This is a genomic window from Micromonospora sp. NPDC049580 (assembly GCF_040675595.1).
Lineage (GTDB): Bacteria > Actinomycetota > Actinomycetes > Mycobacteriales > Micromonosporaceae > Micromonospora.
Genome location: NZ_JBFAPG010000230.1, coordinates 1 through 9,412, shown reverse-complemented (window position 1 = coordinate 9,412; position 9,412 = coordinate 1). Strand labels below are relative to the sequence as shown.

4 protein-coding genes are annotated in these 9,412 nt (G+C 72.9%); 3 read left to right on the top strand and 1 reads right to left on the bottom strand.

What is annotated here, in order from left to right; all coding sequences use genetic code 11:
• Positions 1-47: 47 nt before the first annotated feature.
• Positions 48-3,689, bottom strand: a complete 3,642-nt coding sequence (mfd, locus tag AB0J68_RS18855; protein WP_363939637.1) for a transcription-repair coupling factor — start codon at positions 3,687-3,689, stop codon at positions 48-50.
• Between the two features lie 375 nt (positions 3,690-4,064).
• On the opposite strand from mfd, the gene AB0J68_RS18850 reads away from it, so the two are divergent.
• The 3 genes from AB0J68_RS18850 to ppc form a co-directional block, all read left to right on the top strand.
• The gene (locus AB0J68_RS18850; protein ID WP_363939635.1) at positions 4,065-4,973 is read left to right on the top strand and encodes a cyclase family protein; all 909 of its coding nucleotides are present in this window, start codon (positions 4,065-4,067) and stop codon (positions 4,971-4,973) included.
• A gap of 590 nt (positions 4,974-5,563) precedes the next feature.
• The gene (locus tag AB0J68_RS18845) at positions 5,564-6,577 is read left to right on the top strand and encodes a hypothetical protein (protein ID WP_354854132.1); all 1,014 of its coding nucleotides are present in this window, start codon (positions 5,564-5,566) and stop codon (positions 6,575-6,577) included.
• Between the two features lie 128 nt (positions 6,578-6,705).
• Positions 6,706-9,412, top strand: a 2,707-nt coding sequence (gene ppc, locus AB0J68_RS18840; protein WP_363939633.1) for a phosphoenolpyruvate carboxylase, incomplete at its 3' end; no start/stop codon positions are given.

Here is a 9,412-nt window from a genome sequence, read left to right as displayed (position 1 = left end):
GCGCTTCCGTCGTACCGGCACGTGCCGGTACGACGGAAGCGCCGTGCTCACCCGGCCGCGGCGACCAGCGGGGCGGGGGCGCCCAGCACGTCGGAGAGCAGTTGCGCGCACCACTCGAGCAGCGCCTGGTCACGCAGCGGCTCGCCGCCGATCCGACGGGTGGTCGGTCGGGGCACGCTGACCTGGTCGGTGGCCTGCTTGTAGACGGCGTCCGGGTGGTAGCGCTTGAGCCGCATCTGCTTCGAGTCGGGCAGCGGCAGCGGCCCGAACCGGATGTGCTTGCCCTGCATGGTCACGTCGCTCAGGCCGTACCGGCGGGCCAGCAGGCGGAACCGGGCCACCGCCACCAGGTTCTGCACCGGGGCCGGCGGCTCGCCGTACCGGTCGGTCATCTCGGCGACGACCTCGCGCAGACGCTCCTCGTCGCGTGCCTCGGCGAGCTTGCGGTACATCTCCAGGCGCAGCCGCTCCACACTCACGTAGTCGTGCGGCAGGTGGGCGTCGATCGGCAGGTCGATCTTGACGTCGGCCTCCTCCTCCGGCCGCTCACCCTTGAACGCGGAGACGGCCTCGCCGACCATGCGCACGTACAGGTCGAAGCCGACGCCCTCGATGTGCCCCGACTGCTCGCCGCCGAGCAGGTTGCCGGCGCCCCGGATCTCCAGGTCCTTCATGGCCACGTACATGCCGGCGCCCAGCTCGGTGTGCTGCGCGATGGTGGCCAGCCGCTCGTGGGCGTGCTCGGTGAGCGGCTTCTCCGGCGGGTAGAGGAAGTAGGCGTACGCCCGCTCCCGACCTCGGCCGACCCGGCCGCGGATCTGGTGCAGCTGGGCCAGACCGAGCAGGTCGGCCCGCTCCACGATCAGGGTGTTGGCGTTCGGGATGTCGATGCCCGACTCGACGATCGTGGTGCAGACCAGGACGTCGAACTCCTTCTCCCAGAAGCCGACCATGACCTTCTCCAGGGCCTCCTCGCCCATCTGGCCGTGCGCCACCGCGACCCGCGCCTCGGGGACCAGCTCCCGCAGCCGCCGTGCCGCCCGGTCGATCGACTCGACCCGGTTGTGCAGGTAGAAGACCTGCCCGTCGCGAAGCAGCTCACGGTGGATGGACGCGGCGACCTGCCGGTCGTCCTGCGCGCCGACGAAGGTGAGCACCGGGTGCCGCTCCTCCGGCGGGGTGGCGATGGTGGACATCTCCCGGATGCCGGTGATCGCCATCTCCAGGGTGCGCGGGATCGGGGTGGCCGACATGCTCAGCACGTCGACCGAGGCCCGCAGCGTCTTGAGGTGCTCCTTGTGCTCGACGCCGAACCGCTGCTCCTCGTCGACGATCACCAGACCGAGCTGCTTGAACCGGGTCGCGGTCTGGAGCAGCCGGTGGGTGCCGATGACGATGTCGACGGTGCCGTCGGCGACCATCTCCAGCGTCCGCTCGGTCTCCTTCGGGGTCTGGAACCGCGACAGCTGCCGGATCTGCACCGGGAACTGGCTCATCCGCTCGGCGAACGTGTTGTAGTGCTGCTGCACCAGCAGCGTCGTCGGCACCAGCACCGCCACCTGCTTGCCGTCCTGCACGGCCTTGAACGCCGCCCGGACCGCGATCTCGGTCTTGCCGTAGCCGACGTCGCCGCAGATCAGCCGGTCCATCGGGACGGTCTGTTCCATGTCCCGCTTGACCTCGTCGATAGCGGCGAGCTGGTCCGGCGTCTCCTGCCACGGGAACGCGTCCTCCAACTCCCGCTGCCACGGGGTGTCCGGGCCGAACGAGTGGCCCTTGGACGCCTTGCGGGCGGCGTACAGCTGGATGAGCTGCGCGGCGATCTCCCGGACCGCCTTGCGGGCCCGCGCCTTGGACTTCTGCCAGTCCGAGCCGCCCATCTTGTGCAGCGTCGGCTGCTCACCGCCCACGTAGCGGGAGAGCTGGTCGAGTTGGTCGGTCGGGACGAACAGCCGATCGCCCGGCTGGCCACGCTTGCTGGCCGCGTACTCGATGACCAGGTATTCCCGGCTCGCGCCGTTGACGGTGCGCTGCACCAGCTCGACGTACCGGCCGATGCCGTGCTGCTCGTGCACCACGAAGTCGCCGGCCTTGAGCTCCAGCGGGTCGATGGTGTTGCGCCGACGGCTCGGCATCTTGCGCATGTCGCGCGTCGAGGTGCCCCGACCGCCGGTGACGTCGTTGCCGGTGAGCAGCACGAAACGGGACGCTTCGTCGACGAACCCACTGCCCAGCGCGCCGCAGGAGACGACCAGCTCGCCGGGGGCGGGCGCGGTCGGCACCTCCTCGGTCAGCCGGGCGCCCAGCCCGGCGTCGCGCAGCACCTCCACCGCCCGCTGGGCGGGGCCGTGGCCCTCGAAGACCAGCGCGATCGACCAGCCCTCGCCGGCCCAGCGCTTGAGGTCGTCGACCACCCGCGCGGTCTCGCCGTGGTAGAGCGGGGCCGGCTGCGCGGCGAGGGTCACCGCGATGGCGTCGTCCGGGGTGACCACGGCCTGCTCGGGCGCGTCCTCCCAGGGCTGGCGCGCCTGCGCCGTCTCGGCTTCACCCAGACCGAACGGGGACAGCGTCCACCACGGCTGGCCGAGGTCGGCGGCGGTGGCGCGGACCTCGCCCAGGGTGCGGAAGGCGGCGGCGCCGACGTCCACCGGGGCCTGGCCACCGACCGCGGCGGCGGCCCAGCTGGCCTGCAAGAACTCGTCCGAGGTACGCACCAGGTCGTGCGCCCTCGTGCGGATGCGCTCCGGGTCGCACAGCAGGACGTGGGTGCCGGCCGGCATGGCGTCCAGCAGCAGCTCCAGCGAGTCGGGGCCGACCAGCACCGGCGCCAGCGACTCCATCCCCTCCACCGGGATGCCCTCGGCCAGCTTGTCCAGGATCTCGGCCAGCTCCGGGTGCTGCTCGGCCAGCGCGGCGGCCCGCTCGCGGACCGCCGGGGTGAGCAGCAACTCGCGGCAGGGCGGCGCCCAGAGCAGCGGAACCTGCTCGATGGTCCGCTGGTCGGCGACGGCGAAGGTGCGGATCTCCTCCACCTCGTCGCCCCAGAACTCGACCCGGGACGGGTGCTCGTCGGTGGGCGGGAAGACGTCCAGGATGCCGCCGCGCACCGCGAACTCGCCGCGCTTGGTGACCAGGTCGACGCGGGCGTACGCCATGTCGGTCAGCCGGCGGGCGACCTCCTCCAGGTCCGCCTCCTCGCCAGCGGCGAGCTGCACCGGCTCCAGGTCGCCGAGCCCCTTGAGCTGCGGTTGCAGCAGTGAACGGACGGGTGCCACGACCACCCGCAGCGGCCCGGTGCCGCCGTGTGCGTCGGTCGACTCGGGGTGCGCGAGGCGGCGCAGCACGGCCAGCCGGCGGCCCACCGTGTCGGAGCGGGGAGAGAGCCGCTCGTGCGGCAGCGTCTCCCAGGAGGGGAAGACCACCACCTGCTCCGGCGGCAGCAGCGCACCCAGCGCGGCGGCCAGGTCGTCGGCCTCCCGGGTGGTGGCGGTCACCGCCAGCACGGGTCGCCCGGCCCCGCCACCGGCGCCGTCGGGGTCGGCCGCGACGGCGGCCACCGCGAACGGGCGCAGCGCCGCCGGAGCGGTGATGTCGAGGCCGTCGACCTGGGCGGCACCGGAGCGCGCCAGGTCACGCGCCCGGGTCAGCCCGGGGTCGGCCAGGGCGGCGGAGAACAGACCGGTGAGCAAGGGAATCCTTCCAGGGGAGTCGGCGCACACCACGGCGGCCCCTCGTCCAGCCGGACGGGGGGTGCACGCCGACAAGCCTATCCCCGTCGACCGACAGCCACCCCCTTCCGCCCAGGTCGCGTCGCCCCGCGCCGCGCACCCCCGGCCCGGGTCCGCACCCACGGCACCGGTCCGCTCCCGCGCAGGCCACCCCTCGTCCCAAGATCCACACAACTTCCCGGAAGTTGCTGCTTCCGGGGCGCGGGAGGCAGCAACTTCCCTGATGTTGTGCGGATCTTGCCGCAGAGGGCGGCGGGCGAGCGCTGACCGGGCCCCGAGGCGGTCGGAAACGGGAAAGATCTTGACCGCCGCCGGCAGGCGTGGTCGGGTTTCGGGATGGGTGAGCAGTGGCGCGCACAGTTCGACGCGGAGGTGAGCTTCGCCAACGGCGGCGGGCTGCGCACCGAGGGCTTCCGGCTGGACATTCCGGGTCGGGAGATCACCGACGACGATCTGGCGGCGTTGTTCGTCCGGCACCTCGGGCTGCTGATGGTCGCCGAGGTCCGGATCAGCGCGAAGACGATCATCGAGGAGCCGCACAAGGGCGGCCGGGGCGTCGACGCCTCCGGCGCCGATCGCCGGCTGGTCGAGCTGAGCCACGTGATCCGCGACGGGATGACCACCCTGCCGGGGTGGCCCGCTCCGCGGCTCACCGACTGGTTGACCTTCGCGGCATCCCGCGAGCGGTACGCGCCGGGCACCGAGTTCCACGTGGCCCGGATCGACATGATCGCCAACACCGGCACGTACGTGGACACTCCCGCCCACCGCTGGTCAGGCGGCGACGACCTGACCGGGGTGTCGCTGGACCGCCTCGCCGACCTGCCCGGGGTGCTGGTCCGCGTACCGGCCGGCACCCGAGCCGTGGACCGGCTGATGCTGGCCCCGTACGAGGTGGCCGGGCGCGCGGTGCTGCTGCACACCGGGTGGGATGCGCACTTCGGCACCGAGCGGTACGGCGGGCCGGAGGCGCCGTACCTGACCGGGGACGCCGCCCAGTCGCTGGTCGACGCCGGCGCGGCCCTGGTCGGCATCGACTCGATCAACATCGACGACATGAGCCCGGCGGCCGGAGGCGTACGCCCCGCGCACAGCACCCTGCTCGCCGCCGGTGTCCCGATCGTGGAGCACCTCACCGGCCTGGGCGCGCTGCCGCCGAGCGGGTTCCGCTTCACCGCGGCCCCGCCGATGGTGGCCGGCATGGGCACCTTCCCGGTCCGCGCCTTCGCCGTCGTCAATCCCTGATCCACGCCAACTCTCCGACCCGCGGACCCCAGCCGACGAGCCTGGCGACCGAACCGGCCCAGGTCGGCCGGCACCGGCCGGACGAACCCGCAGAGCCGGGTCGGAGCGATCCGCCGCTCGGGGTGGACCAGGGGTTGGCGAGTGACCAGAATCGAGCCGGGTAGTGACGAGGTCGCCGTGCCAAGGGGGGACGATGCCCGCTGAGGGAGTCGGCAGTGATCCGCGTCGCCACACAACGCCCGCCCGGTGGCGGGTGCTGAGGCATCCGGACGGAATGCTGATCTACCAGGTGCGCTGCATCGTGGAGAACCACGGCTGGACGGAGACGGTCGCGGAGGACCGGCACAAGATCGTCCTGGGGCGCTCCTCCAGGCGCGCACGAAGCGGCCCGCGACAGGTCCGGCCCAGGCGTCGGACCTCCCCGAATAGGCCCGCGTGCCCCGATCCGGCCACCCCGGACGGGTGGCTTCCGGACCAACGGAGACCATCCTTGCGAGAGGCACCCCGGACGGTCTTGAAGAAAATTGCTCACCCTCGCCGCTCGCCGGGAAATGCCGCAAACAGGTTGAATGTCGCCCTAGGCTGACGTGGTGGACGAGGCGCCGGAGGTCCGGGTACGCGACTGGCTCCCCCGCACCGCAGGCCTGCTGCTCGGCACCCTCGCGCTGGCCGCCGCCTTCATCGCCGCGTACGTCGGCGCCCTGCACCAGCCGCACCCCCGGGACGTGCCGGTCGGGGTGGCGACGAGCGACCAGCCCGCGCGCACGGTCCTGGCCGCCGTCCGTGACCGGACCAACAAGATCAAAGCCATCGAGTACGCCGACCCGGGCGCCGCCGACGACGGCCTGACCGGCCGCGAGGTGTACGCGGTGCTCAGCTCCGCCCCCGACGGCGGCCTCGTCCTGACCACCGCCAGCGCCAGCGCACCGTCCGCCACCGACCTGGTCATCCAGGTGCTCACCAGCGCCGCCCAACAGGCCGGACTGCCGTTGCGGGTGACCGACGAGGTGCCGGTCGCCGGCACCGACCCCCGCGGCCTGGTCCCCTTCTACCTGGCCATCGGGTACGTCCTCGGCGGATACCTGGCCTCGACAGTGCTCGGCATCTCCGCCGGCACCGCCCCGCGCACCCTGCGCCGCGCCGGACTGCGCATCGGGGCGCTCGCCGTCTACAGCGTGGCGCTCGGCATCGTCGGGGCGGTGATCGTCGGCCCGGTGCTGGACGTCTGGCACCACGACCTGCCGGCCGTCGCCGGTGTCGGCATGCTGGCCGCCTTCGCCGCCGCGATGGTCGCCGCCGCGGTCCAGGGCTGGCTGGGCGTGCTCGGCACCGGGCTGGTCATCCTGTTGCTGGTGGTGCTCGGCAACCCGGGCTCCGGTGGCATCTACGCCCCCGAGTTCCTGCCCACCTGGCTGCGCGGAATGCACCGGTGGAACGTGCCCGGCCTGGCCACCGACCTGATCAAGTCGGCCGTGTACTTCGACCGGCGCTCGATCGGCTGGCCGGTGACCGGTCTGGTGCTCTGGGCGGTGCTCGGGCTGGCCGCCCTGCTCGGCGCGACCCGGGTGCGGGGCCGCCGGGCGACCGACCGCGCAAGGCCCTGAAGTGATCTCCGAGGTGTTCCGTGTCACGGCACGGCATGCGGAGAGCCCCTCCTGCCAGCCGGCCCGACGCGGATACCATCCAGGGAGTCGGACAGCGCTGTCCTTCGTACTCACGTAAGGAGCGCATCGTGACCGACCAGCACGACCACGACGGCCCGGACGCCGCGCTGCGCGCTGACATCCGCCGACTCGGCACCCTCCTCGGCCAGACCCTGGCCCGCCAGGAGGGCCGCCCGCTGCTCGACCTCGTCGAGGAGATCCGCGCCCAGGTCCGCTCCGACGTCCCGGCCGCCGCCCAGCGGCTCGGCGGGCTCGACGTGACCACCGGCACCAAGCTGGCCCGCGCCTTCTCCACCTACTTCCACCTGGCCAACATCACCGAACAGGTGCACCGCGCTCGGGACCTGCGTCGCCGCCGCGCCGTGCAGGGCGGTTGGCTGGACCAGGCGGCGAAGATGATCGCCGAGCGGGGGGTGCCGGCCGAGGAGATCGCCGCCGCGGCCCGCCGGCTGGCGGTCCGGCCGGTCTTCACCGCCCACCCGACCGAGGCGGCCCGCCGCTCGATCCTGTCCAAGCTGCGGGCCATCGCCGACGAGCTGGACACCGAGACCGCCAACGCGATCCTCTACGGCGCCAGCGACGAGGGCCCGGCCAACCGCCGGCTGGCCGAGTTGCTGGACCTGATGTGGCAGACCGACGAGCTGCGGCTCGACCGGCCCGACCCGACCGACGAGGCCCGCAACGCCATCTACTACCTGCGCGACCTGTACGCCGAGGCCGCCCCGCAGGTGCTCGACGACCTGGCCGACACGCTGCGCACCCTCGGCGTGGAGACGTCGCCGACGGCCCGCCCGCTGAGCTTCGGCACCTGGATCGGCGGCGACCGGGACGGCAACCCGTTCGTCACCCCGGCGGTCACCCGCGAGGTGCTGACCATCCAGCACGAGCACGGCATCGCGGCCACCGAGAAGGCGATGGACCACCTGATCAACGAGGTCTCGGTGTCCCGCCGACTGCGCGGGGTGTCGCTTGACCTCTCCGCCAGCCTCGCCGCCGACCTCGACGCGCTGCCCGAGGTGGCCCCCCGGTTCCGTCGGGTCAACGCCGAGGAGCCGTACCGGCTCAAGGCACGCTGCGTGAAGGCGAAGCTGGCCAACACCCGGCAGCGGCTCCGCCAGGGCACCGCCCACGTCCCGGGCCGCGACTACCGCGGCTCCGCCGAGCTGATCGCCGACCTGGACCTGCTGCGCGCCTCGCTGGCCCGCAACTCCGGGCAGCTCACCGCCGTCGGCCGGCTGGCCTCCACCATCCGGACGGTCTCCGCGTTCGGCCTGCACCTCGCGACCATGGACGTCCGGGAGCACGCCGAGGCGCACCACGCGGTGCTCGCCCAGCTGTACGAGGCCGTCGGCGAGGTGTCCGACTACCCGGCGTTGAGCCGGTTGGAGCGCACCAAGCTGCTCGCCGACGAGCTGACCGGCCGCCGGCCGCTGTCCACCCTGGACACCCCGCTGACCGAGCCGGCCCGCAAGACGTTCGACGTGTTCAGCACGATCCGCGAGGCGCAGGACCGGTTCGGCACCGAGGTGATCGAGTCGTACATCATCTCGATGACCCTCGGCGTGGACGACGTGCTCGCCGCCGTGGTGCTCGCCCGCGAGGCCGGGCTGGTCGACGTGCACAGCGGCCGGGCCCGGATCGGTTTCGTGCCGCTGCTGGAGACCCCGGGCGAGCTGAACGCCGGCGGCGAGATCCTCGACGAGCTGCTGTCGCTGCCCGCGTACCGGGCGCTCGTCGCGGCCCGGGGCGACGTGCAGGAGGTCATGCTCGGCTACTCCGACTCCAACAAGGAGGCCGGGATCACCACCAGCCAGTGGTCGATCCACCGGGCCCAGCGCGCGCTGCGCGACGTGGCCGCCCGGCACGGCGTACGCCTGCGGCTGTTCCACGGTCGCGGCGGCACGGTCGGCCGCGGCGGCGGCCCGACGCACGAGGCGATCCTGGCGCAGCCGTACGGCACGCTTGACGGCGCGATCAAGGTGACCGAGCAGGGCGAGGTGATCTCCGACAAGTACACCCTGCCCTCGCTGGCGCGGGAGAACCTGGAGCTGACCCTCGCCGCGGTGCTCCAGGCGACGCTCCTGCACACCGCGCCCCGGCAGCCGGCCGAGATGCTGGAACGCTGGGACGCGACCATGGACGTGGTCTCCGAGTCGGCGTTCCGGTCGTACCGGTCGCTCGTCGAGGACCCGGACCTGCCGGCGTACTTCTGGGCGTCCACCCCCACCGAGCTGCTCGGCGCGCTGAACATCGGCTCCCGGCCGGCGAAGCGCCCCAACACCGGCGCCGGGCTGTCCGGGCTGCGGGCCATCCCGTGGGTGTTCGGCTGGACGCAGACCCGGCAGATCGTGCCGGGCTGGTTCGGCGTCGGCTCCGGCCTGGCCGCCGCCCGGGAGGCCGGTCTGGCGGACGTGCTCGCCGAGATGCACCGTAACTGGCACTTCTTCCGCACGTTCCTGTCGAACGTCGAGATGATGCTGACCAAGACCGACCTCAGCATCGCCCGCCGGTACGTCGAGACCCTCGTGCCGAAGAAGCTGCACCCGATCTTCGAGCAGATCGAGCGGGAGTACGAGCTGACCAAGCGCGAGGTGCTGGCGGTGACCGCCTCCCCCGCCCTGCTGGAGAACTCGCCGGTGCTCCAGCGCACCCTGGCCGTCCGGGACACCTACCTGGAGCCGCTGCACCACCTTCAGGTGGCGCTGCTGCGGCAGTACCGGGAATCCGGCGCGGCCGGCCGTGCGGTGGCCACCGCCCCGGGTGGCCGACGCGCCC